This window comes from Paracoccus jiaweipingae, from assembly GCF_044335505.1.
Classification (GTDB): Bacteria; Pseudomonadota; Alphaproteobacteria; order Rhodobacterales; family Rhodobacteraceae; genus Paracoccus.
The window spans coordinates 285,457-302,170 of record NZ_JBISBS010000001.1 but is presented as its reverse complement, the minus strand read 5'-3'; the positions used below and the strand labels follow the sequence as shown (position 1 = coordinate 302,170).

General features: G+C 67.1%; 13 protein-coding genes, 1 pseudogene and 1 riboswitch. Of the genes and pseudogenes, 6 read left to right on the top strand and 8 right to left on the bottom strand.

The features are described from left to right. Positions 1-39: 39 nt before the first annotated feature. Positions 40-1,110, top strand: a complete 1,071-nt coding sequence (locus ACFXP9_RS01570) for a 2'-deoxycytidine 5'-triphosphate deaminase (RefSeq protein WP_397208026.1) — start codon at positions 40-42, stop codon at positions 1,108-1,110. Here the strand turns inward: ACFXP9_RS01570 and ACFXP9_RS01565 are convergent, their stop codons facing one another. The 7 genes from ACFXP9_RS01565 to ACFXP9_RS01535 form a co-directional block, all read right to left on the bottom strand. Then, positions 1,111-1,329, bottom strand: coding sequence for a hypothetical protein (locus ACFXP9_RS01565; protein WP_397208024.1), 219 nt, complete (start codon positions 1,327-1,329; stop codon positions 1,111-1,113). Positions 1,330-1,341: 12 nt separating this feature from the next. Further along, complete coding sequence (gene scpB, locus ACFXP9_RS01560; protein ID WP_397208023.1) at positions 1,342-1,995, bottom strand: SMC-Scp complex subunit ScpB; 654 nt, start codon at positions 1,993-1,995, stop codon at positions 1,342-1,344. Next, a complete protein-coding gene (locus ACFXP9_RS01555; protein WP_397208021.1) occupies positions 1,992-2,801 on the bottom strand; it encodes a segregation and condensation protein A in 810 nt (269 codons plus the stop codon). Before ACFXP9_RS01555 ends, scpB begins: the two co-directional genes overlap by 4 nt. Before the next feature lie 39 nt (positions 2,802-2,840). Next, positions 2,841-3,824 (bottom strand): beta-N-acetylhexosaminidase, encoded by a 984-nt coding sequence (gene nagZ, locus ACFXP9_RS01550; protein ID WP_397208019.1) that lies wholly within the window; start codon positions 3,822-3,824, stop codon positions 2,841-2,843. Next, the gene (locus ACFXP9_RS01545) at positions 3,824-4,921 is read right to left on the bottom strand and encodes an SPOR domain-containing protein (protein ID WP_397208017.1); all 1,098 of its coding nucleotides are present in this window, start codon (positions 4,919-4,921) and stop codon (positions 3,824-3,826) included. The genes nagZ and ACFXP9_RS01545 overlap by 1 nt, the downstream gene beginning before the upstream one ends. A 70-nt stretch (positions 4,922-4,991) precedes the next feature. Then, on the bottom strand, positions 4,992-6,737 hold the full coding sequence (gene argS / locus ACFXP9_RS01540; RefSeq protein ID WP_397208015.1) for an arginine--tRNA ligase: 1,746 nt from the start codon (positions 6,735-6,737) through the stop codon (positions 4,992-4,994). A gap of 202 nt (positions 6,738-6,939) precedes the next feature. Continuing rightward, positions 6,940-9,048, bottom strand: a complete 2,109-nt coding sequence (locus tag ACFXP9_RS01535; protein ID WP_397208014.1) for a cation:proton antiporter — start codon at positions 9,046-9,048, stop codon at positions 6,940-6,942. Between the two features lie 246 nt (positions 9,049-9,294). Between ACFXP9_RS01535 and ACFXP9_RS01530 the strand changes: the two are divergent. From ACFXP9_RS01530 to metK, 3 genes and pseudogenes are all read left to right on the top strand, one after another. Next, positions 9,295-10,857 (top strand): annotated as a pseudogene (locus tag ACFXP9_RS01530) (DEAD/DEAH box helicase); the annotation flags it as partial. Between the two features lie 862 nt (positions 10,858-11,719). Further along, entirely contained in the window at positions 11,720-13,234 is a 1,515-nt protein-coding gene (lnt, locus tag ACFXP9_RS01525; RefSeq protein WP_397208012.1) for an apolipoprotein N-acyltransferase, read from the top strand. A 62-nt stretch (positions 13,235-13,296) separates the two neighbouring features. Next, positions 13,297-13,349: riboswitch (SAM-SAH riboswitch) on the top strand. A 4-nt stretch (positions 13,350-13,353) separates the two neighbouring features. Next, on the top strand, positions 13,354-14,520 hold the full coding sequence (metK, locus tag ACFXP9_RS01520) for a methionine adenosyltransferase (protein WP_397208010.1): 1,167 nt from the start codon (positions 13,354-13,356) through the stop codon (positions 14,518-14,520). Between the two features lie 125 nt (positions 14,521-14,645). On the opposite strand, the gene ACFXP9_RS01515 is transcribed toward metK, so the two are convergent. Next, positions 14,646-15,269 carry a DnaJ domain-containing protein gene (locus ACFXP9_RS01515; protein ID WP_397208009.1) on the bottom strand — a complete coding sequence of 208 codons (624 nt, stop codon included), beginning with the start codon at positions 15,267-15,269 and terminating at the stop codon, positions 14,646-14,648. Positions 15,270-15,339: 70 nt separating this feature from the next. Between ACFXP9_RS01515 and ACFXP9_RS01510 the strand changes: the two genes are divergently transcribed. Next, positions 15,340-15,597: a BolA family protein gene (locus ACFXP9_RS01510; protein ID WP_397208007.1), complete on the top strand. Its 258-nt coding sequence runs from the start codon at positions 15,340-15,342 to the stop codon at positions 15,595-15,597. 78 nt (positions 15,598-15,675) lie between these two features. Then, positions 15,676-16,641: a class II fructose-bisphosphatase gene (gene glpX / locus ACFXP9_RS01505; RefSeq protein ID WP_397208005.1), complete on the top strand. Its 966-nt coding sequence runs from the start codon at positions 15,676-15,678 to the stop codon at positions 16,639-16,641. The last annotated feature ends 73 nt before the right edge of the window (positions 16,642-16,714 follow it).

The window sequence follows — 16,714 nt, the reverse complement described above, 5'->3', positions numbered from 1 at the left end:
GGGCGTTCTTGTATCTGCCGACAATTTTGGGGGTCCAGCATGACCGGGGTTTTGTCCGACAGCGCATTGCGCGACCTGATCGCCCGCGGGGCCATTTCCGCCAGCCAGCCGATCCTGCCTGAACAGATCCAGCCCGCCAGTCTGGACCTGCGCCTTGGGGCCGAGGCATGGCGGCTGCGGGCCTCGTTCCTGCCGGGCAAGGGGCGGCGGGTCAGCGACCGGCTGGCCGATTTCCAGATGCACCGGATGGACCTGACAGGCGGTGCGGTGCTGGAACGCGGCTGTGTCTATCTGGTGCCGCTGGCTGAACGCATCACCCTCCCTGCGGGGCTGTCGGCGGTGGCCAATGCCAAATCATCGACCGGGCGGCTGGACCTGCTGACCCGGCTGATCACCGATGACGGCACCGAATTCGACCGCCTTCCCGACGGCTATGACGGCCCGCTTTACGCCGAGATCTGCCCGCGCAGTTTTTCCGTTCTGGTGCGGCCCGGAATGCGCTTGAACCAGTTGCGGCTGCGCGACGGACAGGCGGCGCTGGACGACGCGGCGCTGCGGGCGCTGCACGCCAAAACCCCGCTGGTCGATGGCCCGGCGCTGATCGACGAAGGTCTGGGCTTTTCCGTCGATCTGCGGCCCGCGCAGGGCGACCTTGTGGGCTGGCGCGCGCGACCCCACAGCGGGGTGATCGACCTTGACCGCATCGGCGCCTATGAGGCGCGCGACTTCTGGGATCCGCTGTTTGGCGATCACGGGCGGCTGATTCTGGACCCCGGCGCCTTTTACATCCTTGTCAGCCGCGAGGCCGTGACCATCCCCCCCGATTACGCCGCTGAAATGGCCCCCTATCTGGCGATGGTGGGGGAATTTCGCGTCCATTACGCCGGGTTTTTCGACCCCGGTTTCGGCCATGGCACAGCCGGTCACGGCGCCCGTGGCGTGCTGGAGGTCCGCTGCCACGAGGCCCCCTTCGCGCTGGAACACGGTCAGGTCGTGGGACGGCTGATATACGAGCATATGGCACAGCGCCCGGCACAGCTGTATGGGGCCGGGATTGCGTCGAATTATCAGGGGCAAGGGCTGAAACTGGCCAAACAGTTTCGCGGCTGATCACTTCATCCGGCGCAGGATGCGGTTGGCCTGACGGACACGTTTGGTCATGTCGCGCGCCTGTCTTTCGGTGCGGCGGCCCTGTTCGGTCAGCTTGCCATCGGCATCCTGCCCGCCGCCGCGCCGCGCCATCATGTCGATGCCCTTGTTGATCCCGGCATTCATCAGCCGGTGCAGGACCATGCGCTGAAACATGGCAAAGATCTGGTTCAGGTTCATGCCGGGGTTTCCTTAATCGTCGAACAACACCCCATCGGGGCCATGGTCGATTATGTCGTCATCGGCATCGCGTTTGACAAGCCCCGGCATCCCCTGAACCGGGCGGGCATCCAGCAGGCCGGCGGCGCGCAATTCGGCCAGACCGGGCAGGTCGCGGGCGGTTTCCAGCCCGAAATGGTCAAGGAACCCATCCGTCACCACAAAGGTCGCGGGCCGCCCCGGCGTCATCCGCCGCCGCCCCATGCGCACCCATCCCAGTTCCATCAGCTGATCCAGCGTGCCGCGATTGGTGGCGACGCCGCGGATCTCTTCGATCTCGGCGCGGGTGACGGGCTGGTGATAGGCGATGATGGCCAGCGTCTCGATCGCGGCGCGCGACAGGCGGCGCTGTTCGGTGACCTGTTCCTGCATCAGAAACGACAGGTCCGGCGCGGTGCGAAAGGCAAAGCCCTCGCCCACGCGGACCAGATCGACGCCGCGCCCGGCATAATGGCGGCGCAGCCCGGCCACGGCCTCGGCCGGGTCACAGCCCACCGGCAGGCGGTCGGCCAGTTCGCGCAGGCTGACCGGGTCGGCGGCGGCGAACAGGATCGCCTCGACCATGCGTTCCTGCTGATCCATCGGGATCGGGCGAAAGCCGGTCGCCCCGGCGTCCTGATCGGTCATCTGGTCCCCTTGCTGCGAATGGAAATCGGCGCGAACAGGGCGTCCTGACGCAATTCGACCCGGCCCTGTTTCGCCAGTTCAAGCGAGGCGGCAAAGGTCGCCGCCGTGGCCGAACGGTGCCGCTGCGGGTCGGCGTCCCAGCCATCGGGCAGGAAATCGGCCAGCACCGTCCAGTCACCGGCAAAGCCGATCAGGTCGCGCATCCGCTCAAGCGCCTGTTCCATGGTGAAAATATCCGTGCGGTCAAAGGCATAGGGCCGAAATTCATCCCTGGTTTTCAGCCGGGCATAGGCGCGCATCAGGTCCAGCAGCCCGGCCTGCCACTGCGTCCGGCGCTGCCGGGTCACGGTTTCGGGGGCGCCGCGCACGAAACGCTGCATCCCCAGCCGGTCACGCGCCATCAGCCGCGCCGCCGCCTGTCGCATTGCGTCCAGCCGTTCCAGCTGGAAGGCCAGATGCGCGGCCATATCCTCGGCGCTGGGGCCGTCGGCCTTGGGGTCGGGCGGCAACAGCAGGCGCGATTTCAGGAAGGCCAGCCACGCGGCCATCACCAGATAATCGGCGGCCAGTTCAATGCGCAGCGCGCGGGCCTTTTCGATAAACCCCAGATATTGTTCCGCCAGTTGCAGCACCGAGACCTTCAGCAGGTCAACCTTTTGCGTCCGCGACAAGGTCAGCAACAAATCCAGCGGCCCCTCGAACCCGTCGACATCGACGATCAGCGCCTCGTCCGCCTGACGCTGGCGGATGGCATCCGGGCTGTCGGCGGCGGGCGGTTGCGGGTGGGGGGCGTCAGTCTGGGTCATGGGGTAAAATCCGACCGCGCGGGGCGCAAGTCAACCGCGTCAGGCCAGCGTGCCGGTCAGGCGGCGGTATTCGTCGCGCAGCGCGGCGATGTCGTCCTGACCGGGCGCCTGGCGCAGGGCAAGGGCGCGGCGGGTGCGGCGACAGGCCTCGGCGGACAGCTGGCCCGCTGCGGTGGCGACGGCCTCCATCTCGGGCAGGTCGCCATTGCAATGCAGCGCCAGATCACAGCCCGCCGCAATGGCCGCCGCCGCGCGGTCAGCGATGCTGCCGCTGAGGGCCTGCATCGACAGATCGTCGGTCATCAGCGCGCCCTCGAACCCGATCCGGTCGCGGATCAGCCCGATCATCGCCGCCGAGGCCGTGGCCGGCGCCTGATCGACCTGGGTAAAGCGGATATGCGCGGTCATCCCCAGCGGCGCGTCCCGCAGGGCGCGGAAGGGGATGAAATCGCAATCGTTCAGCGCCTCAACCGGCGCGTCGACCACCGGCAGCGCCTTGTGGCTGTCGGCCTGCGCGCGGCCATGGCCGGGCATGTGCTTGACCACCGGCAAGACCCCGCCCGCCAGCATGGCATCCACCGCCGCACGCCCCAGCATCGAGACCTCGGACGCGTCATCGGCCAGACAGCGGTCATGCAGGAACGGGTGGGTTTCGGGGAAGGCAACGTCCAGCGTCGGCGCGCAATTGCTGTCGACACCGCAGGCGCGCAATTCATCCGCGATCAGCCGATAGCGCAGCCAGACGGCGCGCGGCCCGCGACGCCCCTCGGTCAGCGGCGCGTCCCAGTCGCGCCAGTGCGGCGCGCGCAGGCGCTGGACGCGGCCCCCTTCCTGATCGACGGTGATCACCGCATCGCGCCCCAGCGTATCGCGCAGATCGCAGGTCAGCGCCCGCAATTGCTGCGGGCTTTCGACATTGCGGGCAAACAGGATAAAACCCCACGGATCGGCGGCGCGGAAAAACGCCCGCTCGACCCCGGTCAGTTGCGGCCCGGACAGGCCGAAAATCGCGGCTGTCGCCATCAGTTGCTCAGCGCGATACAGTCGGTGCCCTTGGCCTTGAGGCTGGAACAGAAGCTGCGGGCGTCATCCTTGCCGCCGAAACCGGCGACGCGCAGGCGCCAGAAGGTGCGGCCGTTCCGTTCCGTCTTTTGGATCACCGGCGATTTTCCGGCGAACAGGCCGCCATTCTTGCCCGACAGGCGCTGCCATTCGCTGCGCGCCACGGCGTCGCTGTCAAAGGCGCCGATCTGTGCAATGGCCGAACCAGCGGCGGGTTTCACGGTCTCGACCTCGGCCCTGGCGATGGGGGCCGGGGTCGGCGCGGGGCGGCTGTCGGGGCTGGTGACGGCGGCGGCCATGGGCGCAGCCATGGCAGGGGCGGCGGCGGCCACACGACGCGGACGCGGCGCCGGACGCGCCGAGCCTGCGATGGCAGCGGCGGCTTGCGGGGCGGCGGCCTCGGCCAGGGCTTTGTTGATGTCCTCGGGTTTTACGACGCTGCCGGCCTCGTCGGTGACGGCGCCGGATACCGACCCGTCAGCCGCCGATTCGGCGGCAATGGCATCGGCCATGCGGTCCGCCGGGGCGGCAGGCGCAGGCAGGTCCAGAACCGGGGTCTGCGGGGCGGCCAGTTCGGCATCGGCATCATCGGCCTGAATCGGCTGTGCGGTGGCGCCAAGCTGACCCATCGGCACGTCTTCCTCGGTCAGGCCGGCGGCGCTGGGGGCGATGGCAACGCGGTCGACGCGGGCAGCGGATTCGCCTGCCGCGATGGTGTTCACCGCCAGCCCGGAATGTTCGGCCAGTTCCCCGCCCGGTTCGTCGGGGGCGACGCGGGCCGCGCCCTCGATCGCGCGGATCACCGGGATGCCCGACACGTCGCGCACCACCAGCTGATAGCCCCAGACCACCAGCCCGATCATCAGCGCGACCGAAACCAGCGCGCCAAAGTAATTCAGCGCCCGCGTGGCACGGGCCGCCATGGAAAAGCCATCCGGCCCGGCCTGTTGCGCATCCATCGGCTGATAGCCGCGATCCTGTTCGCCGAACATCATGTCACGAACCTGACGCGGGCGCACGCCATGGAAACCGCCACCGCGGAAATCGAGTACTGCCATTTTTGCCTGCCTGCCGGGTGATCCCGGTCAATCTGTCACTGCTCGTTCCCGTCGCAGGCGCGCCTTGTGGTCAGCGCATTTCCTTCGCCGGATTAACGCCCAAGATACCAAGCCCCGCCGAAATGACAACGCCGGTGGCACGCAGCATCGCAATTTTCGTCCGGGTTGTGTCCTTGTCGCCATCCTGCACAAAGCGCAGCGCCGGGTCGTCATTGCCCCGATTCCACAGCGAATGCAGGCTGGAGGCCAGATCATACAGGTAAAACGCCACCCGGTGCGGTTCATTCGCCCGCGCGGCGGTGTCGACCAGACGCGGCCATTCGGCCAGTTTGCGAATCAGATCCAGCTCGGCCTCGTGGGTCAGGTTTGACAGATCAGCCCCGGTCAGATCGGCATCAGCGACCGCCACCCCGGCGTCACGCGCCCGGTTCAGGGCGCTGTTGATCCGGGCGCTGGCATATTGGACATACCAGACCGGGTTATCCTTGGACTGTTCCAGCACCTTGTCGAAATCGAAATCCAGCGGCGCGTCATTCTTGCGCGTCAGCAGGTGAAAGCGGGTGACATCGGCCCCGGCCTGTTCGACCACATCGCGCAGGGTGACAAAGGTGCCGGCGCGTTTGGACATCTTGAACGGCTCGCCATTCTTGAACAGCCTGACCAGCTGCACCAGCTTGATGTCCAGCGGCACGCGGTTATTCGTCAGCGCCGCGACGGCGGCCTTCATCCGCTTGACGTAACCGCCGTGATCGGCCCCCAGAATGTCGATCAACTGGTCAAAGCCGCGTTCGACCTTGTCCCAGTGATAGGCGATATCGGGCGCGAAATAGGTCCACGCCCCATCCGATTTGCGGATCGGCCGGTCCTGATCGTCGCCATAATCGGTCGATTTGAACAGCGTCTGTTCGCGTTCCTCCCAATCCTCGGGCAGCTTGCCCTTGGGCGGTTCCAGCACCCCGCGATAGATCAGCCCGGCATCGTCCAGCCGCGCGATCGCGGCCTCGATCTTGCCGGTGCCATACAGCGCCTTTTCGCTGGAATAGACATCCATGCGCACATTCAGCAATTCCAGATCCTGACGGATCATGTCCATCATCGCCTGGGTCGCGAATTCGCGCAGATCGGCCAGCCAGTCGGATTCTGGCTGATCAATCAGGCTGTCGCCGTATTTTTCCTTCAGCGCCTGCCCGACCGGGATCAGGTAATCGCCGGGATACAGCCCCTCGGCAATGTTGGGTTCCAGCCCGTTCGCCTCGCGGTAACGCTCGAACGCGGACCGGGCCAGCACATCGACCTGCGCGCCACCGTCATTGATGTAATATTCGCGGGTCACATCCCAGCCGGCGAAATCCAGCAGGCTGGCCAGCGCATCCCCGAACACCGCGCCACGGGTATGGCCGACATGCATCGGGCCGGTCGGGTTGGCGCTGACGAATTCAATATTGACCCGCTTGCCGCGCCCCAGATCGCTGCGGCCATAATCGGCCCCGGCCTGAATGGCGGCGGGAATGACGCGCTGCCACTGGCCGGGCGCAAGCCGCAGGTTCAGAAAGCCGGGACCGGCGACCTCGGCGCTGGCGATGCGGTCATCCTGCGCCAGCAGCGCGGCCAGCGTATCGGCAATATCGCGCGGCTTTTGCCCGGCGGGTTTGGCCAGCACCATCGCGGCATTCGTCGCCATGTCGCCATGGGCGGGGTCGCGCGGCGGCTCGACCGTGACATTGGCGAAATCGAGGCCCTGCGGCAGGTCGCCCCGCGCCTGCATACGGGTCAGCGCATCCAGCACCAGATCGGCAATATCGGCAAACAGATTCATCTTGGTCCATCCTTGTCTGACCGCTGCGATAGCTTGTCATCGCCCGGCCCGCAACCTTCGCCCGGGCCGCGTGGCCCGCAACCGGCACGCAAACCGTTCAGCAGCGCCGTTCAAGCCCCGCACGGGTGTGGCCGGCCCGACCAGCCAGCACCACCCTTTCCGTACCGCACCGCCCTTTCCGCGCCGCGTCCCTGCCCGTGCCTCAGCCGCGTGCGGGGGGCGCGCTGCCATCCTGACCGCCAGCGCCCTGCACCTCGGCAGCCGCGCCCGCACCGTTTTCACCAGCCTCTGCCCCGGCGTCATCCGCAGCCAGCGCGTCATCGCCATTTTGCCGGTCATCACGCCGCTGGTCGCGGGTTTCCTGCGCCATGTCGCGCAGATGCGTGCCGACGCGGCCCCGGTCCGCCTGATCCATCTGCGCACCCGCGCCTTCACCGCGCTTGACGGCCCTGGCCTCGGCGCGGGCGATTTCCTTGACCTTGGCGGCCATTTCGCTTTCCTCGCGCAGCTTTTCGGCCAGTTCGGGCGGGATCATCGACACGATCTGAACGCCGGCGGCATCGGGGATTTCGTCACGCTCGTCCACGAACCACAGCTCTTCGTTTTGCAGCACCGCCAGCGGCAAGGCCCCCTCGCGCGCGGCACGCCAGTCGGCCAGCCGGTATTCCTCGGTCAGACGGGTGACGCGGAAGGTCCAGCCCTCGGCCAGCATATCCAGATACTGGGCCAGTGTGCGGCTGCCGCCAAGGCTTTGGCCGCCAAGCTGATTTGGCAGTGCGTGGCGGGGGCGGTCCTCTTTGTGGCGGGCCACCTGCCAGATGGCGTCACGGCCAAATTCCGGCGCAAGGTCAGTCGCCACCAGCGTGTTATAGGCGTCATTGTCCGACGCCGCCAGAATGCCGGAATAGGCGATGAATTCCAGATTGTTTTCCGCCGCCTCGGACAGGATATCGCCGTAATAGGTCGGCACCCCTGCCGCCCGCGCGCTGCGCAGGTGGTCGCGGTTGGGGTCGGTGACCATGACATCGACCCCGGCCTTTTCCAGCGCCTTGGCCAGCCCGGTCGCAAACAGCGACCCGCCCACGATCAGCAGCCCCGGCTTGTCGCCCGAGGTCAGCCCCAGCGCCCGCGCCAGCGGTGCCAGCGTAAAGCCGTGCAAAACCACCGTCGACAGCACCAGCACAAAGGCCAGCGGCCCGACCAGCGCGCCGTCGCTGATACCCTCGGCCACCAGCCTTTCGCCAAAGATGCCCGCCACCGCGACCAGCACCACCCCGCGCGGCCCGGTCAGCGCGATCAGCAGCCGTTCCTTCATCGGCAGGTTGGTCCCGATCAGCGACACCATCACCGTGACCGGCCGCGCCACCAGCACCACCAGCACCACAAACAGCACCGCCCGCCATGTCAGTTGCGACAGCGCGCTGACATTCACCCCCGCCGCCAGCAGGATGAACACCCCCGACACCAGCAGGATCGTGGCATGTTCCTTAAAGCGATACAGCTCGGAATAAGAGGGCAGATCGGCATTGGCGATCACCAGCCCCATGATCGTCACCGCCAGCAGGCCGGATTCGTGCAGCACCGAATCCGACAGGGCAAAGCCGCCGATCACGGCCACGAACAGCACCGGCACCTTCATGTATTCCGGCACCCAGCCGCGCCGGAAGGCCTGAACCACGACCCAGCCGAACGCCACCCCCACCAGCGCGGCAAAGCCGATGCCCAGAACCAGCGTCAGCACCGCGTCATCGACATCCAGCCGGGTATGCCGCACCAGCACAATTTCCAGCGCCAGCACCGCGACCAGCGCCCCGATCGGGTCATTGACGATGCCTTCCCATTGCAGCACCTGCGCCGGGCGGTTGACCAGCCGCGCCTGCCGCAGCAGGGGCGCGATCACCGTCGGCCCGGTCACGATCATGATGCCGCCAAAGACGATGGCCGATTCCCAGCCCAGCCCCGCGCCCCATGCCAGCACCAGCGACGACATCAGCCACCCCAGCGGCGCCCCGATATAGACCAGCCGCTTGACCGCCGGACGGGCGTCGGCCAGCTTGTGGAAATTCAGCGTCAGGCCGCCCTCGAACAGGATCACCGCCACCGCAAGCGAGATCAGCGGCTGCACCAGATTGCCCAGATCGCGCGAGGGCACGAACACCCCCAGCCCCGGCCCGACCAGCAGGCCCGCCGCCAGCATCAGCACGATGGCCGGCAGGCGGAACCGCCAGGCCAGCCATTGCGCGCCGACACCCGCCACGCCGACAAGGGCAAAGGCCTCGACCGGGCTAAGTCCTGCAACCGGGGTCGCCATGGGCATCTTCCTTTATAAAAGCATCACGATTTAACCACCGACCGGCAGCGCTGCACCCATAAAGTGTCGCAAAGCACATGAAAAGCGGGATTTGATTGACTCGGCCCCGGCTTTGGGCTAGCGCAAAGCGGCCCGCATCCGGCGGGCGGTTCCGAGGGGCGTGCGAAACCTGCGTCCCGATCCTGCCTTGCGGCACAGCCGCCGGCACCACGGACGCATCAAGCGCATGATTACAGAAAGCCCTGAATGACCAAATTTTCCGACCTCAAGCTGGACCCCAAGGTTCTGTCCGCCATCGCTGACGCGGGCTATGAAACGCCTACGCCGATCCAGCAAGGCGCCATTCCCCCCGCGCTGGAAGGCCGCGACGTTCTGGGGATCGCACAGACCGGCACCGGCAAGACCGCCAGCTTTACCCTGCCGATGATCACCCTGCTGGGGCGGGGCCGTGCCCGCGCGCGGATGCCGCGCAGTCTGGTGCTGTGCCCGACCCGCGAACTGGCCGCGCAGGTGGCGGAAAACTTTGACACCTATGCCAAGAACACCCGGCTGACCAAGGCGCTGCTGATCGGCGGCGTCAGCTTTGGCGAACAGGACAAGCTGATCGACCGCGGCGTCGACGTGCTGATCGCCACGCCGGGGCGGCTGCTGGACCATTTCGAACGCGGCAAGCTGTTGCTGACCGGCGTTCAGATCATGGTCGTGGACGAGGCTGACCGGATGCTGGATATGGGCTTTATCCCCGATATTGAACGCATCTTCCAGCTGACCCCCTTTACCCGCCAGACGCTGTTCTTCAGCGCCACCATGGCCCCCGAGATCGAGCGGATCACCAGCACCTTCCTGCACACCCCCGAACGGATCGAGGTCGCGCGCCAGTCCTCGACCAGCGACACCATTACCCAGCGTCTGGTCGAACTGACCCCCACCCGCAAGGACCAGACCGCCAAGCAGAAGCGCGAATTGCTGCGCGCCCTGATCGAGGCCGAGGGCGACAAGCTGACCAACGCGATCATCTTTTGCAACCGCAAGACCGATGTCGATATCGTTGCCAAGTCGCTGAAAAAACACGGCTTTGACGCCGCGCCGATCCATGGCGATCTTGACCAGTCGCAGCGGATGCGCACGCTGGACGGGTTCCGCGATGGCAGCCTGCGCTTGCTGGTCGCCTCGGACGTGGCGGCGCGGGGGCTGGACATTCCGGCGGTCAGTCATGTGTTCAACCACGACCTTCCCAGCCATGCCGAGGATTACGTCCACCGCATTGGCCGCACCGGCCGCGCCGGGCGCGAGGGGACGGCGATCTCGATCGCGACGCCCTCGGATGAAAAATACCTGAGCGCGATTGAAAATCTGGTCAAGGCGACGCTGCCGCGCGCCGAACTGCCCGCAGGCTTTACCCTGTCCGAGGCCGCGCAGGGTGCCCCGCGCGCCGGTTCGCGCGGCAATGGCCGCTCTGACCGCGCGGCGGACCGTGGCCGTGGCGGACGTGGCCGCAGCCGCCGCGATGACAACCGCCGCGATGACGCCCCGCGTGACGAGGCCACCCGGACCGAAAGCCCGCGCCCCGAGGGCCAGACCCGCGACAATGCCCGTGACGACAGCGCCCGCGCCGACACCTCTGGCGCCGAAACCCGCCGCGAGGACCGCCGTGATGATCGGCGCGACGACAACCGGCGCGATGACCGCCGTGCGGATCGCCGGGATGACAGCCGCCGCGACGACCGCCGCAATGGCCGCAACCGTGGTGATCGCGGCGACGTGCTTGGCATGGGCGATCACGTCCCCGAATTCCTGACCCGCAGCTTCCTGCCCGAGGATCTGCCCCCCGTGGCAGAGCCTGACACCACCGACGAGGCCACGCCCGCCACCGATGCCGGCCAGCCCGCAGCACCTACCCCGGACGCGACCCCGCGCAAGCGCAGCCGCACCCGCCGCCGCAAGCCCGAGGCCGAGGCCGAAAGCCCCGCCGCCCCCGTGGCGGCACAGGATGCGGACCAGCCCGAGGCGGCCACCGCCCCCGAGGGCGCGGAGCAGCCCGAAACCGAAAAGGCGCTTCAGGATACCCCCGAGGTTGCGGCCAAAAAACCCGTGCGCAAACGCGCCAGCCGGGCCAAAAAACCCGCAGCGGATGCCGCACCCAAGGCCGCCGGGGACGCGCCAGCCCAACCTGACGCCCCGGCTGCGGATGCCGTGTCTGATGCGGCACCGGATGCCCAACCCGAGGCCGCCGAAACCCCCAAGAAGCCGGTGCGCAAGCGTGCCAGCCGGGCGAAAAAACCCGTGGCCGAGGCCCCCGAAGCGGCGACAGTGGCCAGCAGCGATGGCACAGACAGACAGCCCGACGCCCCGGCCAGCGACGCGACAGCACAGGACGCAGCGGCGGCCAAACCCGCGCCGAAGCCCCGCGCCCGCCGCACCCGCAAGCCCAAAACGGCCGAGGCCCCGGCGGACAGCGCCAGCGCCGATGCACAGGCCGCACCGGTCGCGGATCAGGCGGCGCCGCCGGCCAATGGGGATGCGACCCCGGAATGATCGCGGGCGGCCCGGCACCGGGCCATGCCGGTTCTGCTTTCCGGTCCCGCTTTGAAACCGCGCGGGTTCGCCTGCGCGGTTTTTCATTCCCCCCCTCCCGCCATCCCCCGTTTCGCGCCCCTGTCAGGTGATCCGCATGACCCGCTTGCTGCGTTTCCTTGTGACCGTGCCTGCCGCCGATCTGGCGCTGGGGCTGATCGCCGCGCTGGGGCAGGCGCCCTGGGGGATGTGGGCGCTGACGCCGCTGGCGCTGGCCTTTGCCACCGCCCGCATTGCCGCAGCTGGCAGCGCACGAATGGCGCTGATGCACGGATTCGCACTGGGGCTTGGCTATTTCGGGCTGGCCCTGAGCTGGATCACTGAACCGTTTTTCGTGCAGCCCCAGATTTATGGCTGGATGGCACCTTTCGCGCTGGCCCTGATGGCGGCGGGCGGGGCGGTGTTCTGGGCCATTCCCGCGGTGCTGGCCGGGCGGCTGTTGCGGGGCCGGGCGCTGCGGGCGGCGGGTTTTGCGCTGGGGCTGGCGGTGGCGGAATGGCTGCGGGGCTGGGTCTTTACCGGCCTGCCATGGGCGCAGACCGGGCATATCTGGATCGGCACCCCGGTGGCGCAACTGGCGGCATGGGGGGGCGCGCTGGGGCTGGTGATGCTGACCTCGGGGGTGGTGGCGCTGGCCTGCGCGCTGCCGGGGCGCTTGCGGCTGGCGGGTGTGGGCCTGACCGGCAGCGGGCTGGCGGCGGGGCTGGTGCTGGCGGCATGGGTGGCGGGGCAACAGATGTTGTCCGCCCCCCTGCCCGCCGATCACCCGGCGCGGCTGCGGCTGGTTCAGCCCAACGCGGTTCAGGCGCTGAAATGGGACCCGTATTGGGCAGGCGTGTTTTACCAGCGGTTGCTGGACCTTTCCGCCGCCGCCCCGGCCCACGGCCAGCCGCGCCCCGACCTGGTGATCTGGCCCGAAACCGCTGTCAGCTTTTTGCTGAACGACGCAGGCCCGGTGCTGGACCAGTTCACCCGCGCCGCCGGGGCGCCGGTGCTGACCGGCATTCAGCGGCGCGAGGGGGCCGCCTATTTCAACAGCCTTGCCCTGATCGCGCGGGGCGGACAGGTCGCTGCGCTGTATGACAAGGCGCATCTGGTGCCCTTTGGTGAATATATCCCTTGGGGCGATGTGCTGGCGCAGTTCGGCATCACCGCCTTTGCCGCGCAGCAGGGGCATGGCTATGCCGCCGGTCCCGGCCCTGCGACCCTGTCGGTGCCGGGTCTGCCCGACCTGCAACCGCTGATCTGTTACGAGGCGATCTTTCCGCAGGTCCTGCGCGATGTCGCCCGCCCCGGCTGGTTGCTGCAAATCACCAATGACAGCTGGTTCGGCCATCAGTCCGGGCCGTGGCAGCATCTGGCACAGGCGCGGCTGCGCGCCATCGAAAGCGGCCTGCCGGTCATTCGCGTCGCCAATACCGGCATCAGCGCGGTCATCGACGCCCATGGCCAGATCCGCGCCGAACTTGGGCTGGACCGGCAGGGCTTTATCGACACCGCCCTGCCCGCCGCGCTTGCGCCGACACCGTGGATGCGGTTTGGCGATGCGCCGGCGCTGCTGGTCATGGCGCTGGCGGCGCTGATAATCGCGGCGATTGGCCGCCGGCGTTAACGGTTCCTCAACCCGCAGGTGGTATTGACTTGTGCGTCAGCGGGGTCTAGGGCCGGTCCATTCGACCGTCACAACGGCTTCCTGGCGTGGCGGTTCAGCCTTGGATAATGGAGCATTTCATGACACGCCGAAACTATGTCTTCACCTCGGAATCGGTTTCCGAGGGGCACCCCGACAAGGTCTGCGACCAGATCTCGGACGCGGTTCTGGACGCTTTCCTGACCGAGGATGCCAATGCCCGCGTCGCCTGCGAGGCATTCGCGACCTCGGGGATGGTGGTGATCGGGGGCGAAGTCGGCCTGTCCGACCCGGCCCGGATGCGCCACCACATGGGCGGTATCCAGCAGATCGCCCGCGACGTGATCCGCGATATCGGGTATGAGCAGGACCAGTTCCACTGGAACACATGCCATGTGCTGAACTTTCTGCATGAACAATCGGCCCATATCAGCCAGGGCGTCGACCGCGACGGCGCGGGCGATCAGGGCATCATGTTCGGCTATGCCGTCGATGAAACGCCCGAACTGATGCCGGCGCCGATCCAGTACAGCCACGCCATCCTGCGCGCGCTGGCCGCCGCCCGCAAGGCCGGGCAAGAGCCGACGCTGGGACCGGATGCCAAGACCCAGCTTTCGCTGCGCTATGAAGATGGCAAACCGGTCGAGGTCACCCAGCTTGTGCTGTCGCATCAGCACCATGACGACAGCCAGACCAGCGACGATATCCGCGCGATTGTGGAACCCTATATCCGCAAGGTTCTGCCTGCCGAATGGCTGACCGAAAACACCGAATGGTGGATCAACCCGACCGGCAAATTCGTCATTGGCGGGCCGGATGGCGATGCCGGGCTGACCGGGCGCAAGATCATTGTCGACACCTATGGCGGGTCGGCCCCGCATGGGGGCGGCGCGTTTTCGGGCAAGGACCCGACCAAGGTCGACCGCTCGGCCGCCTATGCCGCGCGCTATCTGGCCAAGAACGTGGTGGCGGCGGGGCTGGCGAAACGCTGTGTGATCCAGCTGTCCTATGCCATTGGGGTGGCCAAGCCGCTGTCGATCTATGCCGACACTTTCGGCACCGGTGCCGTCCCCGAGGCCGAGATCGAGCGCGCGGTGACACAGTCGATGGACCTGACCCCGCGCGGCATCCGCGAACATCTGGATCTGTGCAAACCGATTTACCGGCGCACCGCGGCTTATGGCCATTTCGGGCGCCAGCCCGAGGATGATGGCGGCTTCAGCTGGGAACGCACCGATCTGGCCGCCGCGCTGAAAGCAGCCCTTTAACGACCACGGCCCGCCATTCCGGCGGGCCTTTTTTACAACCGCGACGCCGGGTGGCAGGTCAGCCCGGCGCAGTGGATATTTGGACCAAGGCGAAACCCGCAACTGCGGCACGAAAACCGCGGCGATCAGTCCTTGAAATAGCGGCTGTCCTTGACCTGATCCCAGGCCCAAACGACCTCTTGCAGGCGGTCCTCGTCCGATCGGTCGCCGCCATTCATGTCAGGGTGCAGGACCTTGACCAGCGCTTTGTATTGCTTGCGGATCTCGGCCTTGGTCCAGCTGTCGGAGGCCTCGAGGATTTCAAGCGCGCGACGCTCGGTCGGGGGCAGTTTGCGGGTGCTTTTCACCCGGTGTTCGACGCGGGTGCCGTTTTCGCCCAGAATTTCAAGCGGGTCCTCGACCCCGTGACGCGCCCAGGCCTGTTCGCGTGCCGATTTGCCAAACGGCTTGGTCGGGCGTTCCCACACCGTCGCATTGTCCAGAAATTCCTGAAACTCGGCCTCGGACTGGCCTTGGAAATAGTTCCAGTTCAGGTTGTATTCGCGCACATGGTCCTTGCAGAACCAGTAATAATCATCCAGCGCCTTGGGGGATTTGGGCGCGCGATACTGGGCCGGCTTGTTGCAGCCTTCCTTGTCGCAGATGCGGGTCGAGGTCTCGAACGCGCCGGACATGCCGCGCCGCCCCTTGTTGCGGCGCTTCTTGTCCTTGGCCGCTGAAATATCAAAATCGAGCGGGTCGAAACTCATGCGATCACCCTTTCCGAGTCGGGACCGGCAGTTTAAGCTATTCGACGCAACATGAAAGGGGGGTGCGCGAATGATTGCCGAGGAAATCCGCGACAGGCTGGCCAGCCTGCACGCCACCCGGCTGGAGGTCATTGACGACAGCGAACAGCATCGCGGCCATGGCGGCTGGCGCGAGGGCGGGCAGACGCATTTCCGCATCATCGCCCGCGCCGAGGCGTTTCGCGACCTGACCCGGCTGCAACGTCACCGGCTGATCCACGGGCTGCTTGGCGATTTGACCAGCCGCATCCACGCGCTGGCACTTGATCTGGATCTGCCTGACGATTAGGATGTTAGCGCGCGCAGGCTTGTTCCGGCGGATGCGGGCTTTTACAAGCCTGCCAGTAACCGTCACGAGGAACACCCGATGAGCGCCCCCACCGATTTCAACGACCGCATGTTGTCCCTTGGCCTTGCCCGCGTCAGCGAGGCCGCGGCCCATGCCTCGGCCCGCCTGATCGGGCGCGGCGATGAAAAGGCCGCCGATCAGGCCGCCGTGAACGCCATGCGTGACCAGCTGAACATGCTGGACATCAAGGGCGTCGTCGTCATCGGCGAGGGCGAGCGCGACGAAGCCCCGATGCTGTTCATCGGTGAAGAGGTCGGCACCGGCAACGGCCCCGAGGTCGACATTGCGCTGGACCCGCTTGAGGGCACCACCCTGACCGCCAAGGATATGCCCAACGCCCTGACCGTCATCGCCATGGCGCCGCGTGGCACGCTGTTGCACGCGCCTGATGTGTATATGGACAAGCTGGCCATCGGGCCGGGCTATCCGACCGATGTGGTCAGCCTTGACATGCCGCCCGCCGAACGCGTCCGGGCGCTGGCCAGGGCGCGCGGCGTGGCCGACAGCGACATCACCGTCTGCATCCTTGAACGCCCCCGCCACGAAGACCTGATCGCCGAGGTGCGCGAAACCGGGGCCGCGATCCGGCTGATCACCGATGGCGATGTGGCTGGCGTCATTCACTGTGCCGAATCGCACCTGACCGGCATCGACATGTATATGGGTTCGGGGGGCGCACCCGAGGGCGTTCTGGCGGCCTCGGCGCTGAAATGCATGGGCGGGCAGATGTGGGGCCGGCTGTTGTTCCGCAATGATGACGAACGGGGCCGCGCCGCGAAGGCCGGCATCACCGACCTGAACCGCATCTATTCCCGCGACGAGATGGTCACCGCCGACGTGATCTTTGCCGCCACCGGCGTCACCAATGGCTCGATCGTGCAGGGCGTCAAGCGCCGCCCCAGCTATCAGGAGACCGAAACCATCCTGATGCGGTCCAAGACCGGGTCGGTGCGGCGCATGACCTATCGTAACCCGCTGCGCTGAGGCGCGCGGGCACGGCAACCGGAAGGGGGCGGCGACGCCCCCTTTTTTGATGCGTTTCGGCTTGCGCCCATGC

Bases quoted from the DNA above. Each gene is read 5' to 3' on its own strand.
- metK (WP_397208010.1), top strand. From the start codon at position 13,354: ATGACACGCCGAAACTATGTCTTCACCTCGGAATCGGTTTCCGAGGGG.
- argS (WP_397208015.1), bottom strand. From the start codon at position 6,737: ATGAATCTGTTTGCCGATATTGCCGATCTGGTGCTGGATGCGCTGACC.
- ACFXP9_RS01515 (WP_397208009.1), bottom strand. From the start codon at position 15,269: ATGAGTTTCGACCCGCTCGATTTTGATATTTCAGCGGCCAAGGACAAG.
- glpX (WP_397208005.1), top strand. From the start codon at position 15,676: ATGAGCGCCCCCACCGATTTCAACGACCGCATGTTGTCCCTTGGCCTT.
- scpB (WP_397208023.1), bottom strand. From the start codon at position 1,995: ATGACCGATCAGGACGCCGGGGCGACCGGCTTTCGCCCGATCCCGATG.
- ACFXP9_RS01535 (WP_397208014.1), bottom strand. From the start codon at position 9,048: ATGGCGACCCCGGTTGCAGGACTTAGCCCGGTCGAGGCCTTTGCCCTT.
- ACFXP9_RS01545 (WP_397208017.1), bottom strand. From the start codon at position 4,921: ATGGCAGTACTCGATTTCCGCGGTGGCGGTTTCCATGGCGTGCGCCCG.
- ACFXP9_RS01570 (WP_397208026.1), top strand. From the start codon at position 40: ATGACCGGGGTTTTGTCCGACAGCGCATTGCGCGACCTGATCGCCCGC.
- ACFXP9_RS01565 (WP_397208024.1), bottom strand. From the start codon at position 1,329: ATGAACCTGAACCAGATCTTTGCCATGTTTCAGCGCATGGTCCTGCAC.
- lnt (WP_397208012.1), top strand. From the start codon at position 11,720: ATGACCCGCTTGCTGCGTTTCCTTGTGACCGTGCCTGCCGCCGATCTG.
- ACFXP9_RS01555 (WP_397208021.1), bottom strand. From the start codon at position 2,801: ATGACCCAGACTGACGCCCCCCACCCGCAACCGCCCGCCGCCGACAGC.
- ACFXP9_RS01510 (WP_397208007.1), top strand. From the start codon at position 15,340: ATGATTGCCGAGGAAATCCGCGACAGGCTGGCCAGCCTGCACGCCACC.
- nagZ (WP_397208019.1), bottom strand. From the start codon at position 3,824: ATGGCGACAGCCGCGATTTTCGGCCTGTCCGGGCCGCAACTGACCGGG.